This is a genomic window from Cupriavidus sp. CuC1, assembly GCF_044627735.1.
Taxonomy (GTDB): domain Bacteria; phylum Pseudomonadota; class Gammaproteobacteria; order Burkholderiales; family Burkholderiaceae; genus Cupriavidus; species Cupriavidus ulmosensis.
The window spans coordinates 1-649 of the sequence record NZ_JBIUHC010000426.1 but is presented as its reverse complement, the minus strand read 5'-3'; the positions used below and the strand labels follow the sequence as shown (position 1 = coordinate 649).

The window sequence follows — 649 nt, the reverse complement described above, 5'->3', positions numbered from 1 at the left end:
AGCAAGATCGTCGAACGATGCTCCTATCCCGTCACCGGGATGGGTTGCGTGAGCCGGATCTATACCGATCTGGCGGTTATCGATATCACGCCTTCGGGCCTGGAGGTCGTCGAGATCTGCTCGGACATATCGTTCGACGAACTCTGCGAATTGACGGGCGTCCAGATGCTCCGAGGGGCAGTCGGATGAACTCAACCTGCAAGCCCGGATGACGCCCTGGATTCAAACCAAGGGAACTTCGCAACGAACGTTGTCTGTTCAATTCGACAACGCCTGAACCAAATACATGGAGCAACAATGAGCGAACCTATCGTGATGCGTGAGATCAACGAACGCGTGACCGTGTTGACGATGAATTTTCGTCCGCACAACCTCATGGGTCCAACGATGTACCGCGCGCTGCTCGAAGAATTCGACGCGGCGGTCAAGCGCGGTTCCCGCGCAATCCTGTTGCGCAGCGGATTGCGGCATTTCTCGGCAGGCGCCGAGGTGTCACTGTTCCCGGACCGCATTGCGCGACACGGCAAAGGGCTGGTCGATCCGCTCGAAGTGCTACGCGCGTTCGAGACGCGGCCAGTTCCGATCGTCGCAGCCGTCAATGGCACCTGCCTCGGTGGCGGCTTCGAAGTGGTGCTCGCTTGCGACTACA

Annotated in this window: 1 protein-coding gene and 1 pseudogene; both read left to right on the top strand. The window is 58.7% G+C overall.

Translation table 11 applies throughout. The features are described 5' to 3' along the window. Window positions 1-189, top strand: a pseudogene (locus ACGLHR_RS52055) (3-oxoadipate CoA-transferase); the annotation flags it as partial. A gap of 108 nt (window positions 190-297) precedes the next feature. Continuing rightward, a partial coding sequence (locus tag ACGLHR_RS52050; RefSeq protein WP_400103984.1) for an enoyl-CoA hydratase/isomerase family protein occupies window positions 298-649 on the top strand: 352 nt, incomplete at its 3' end.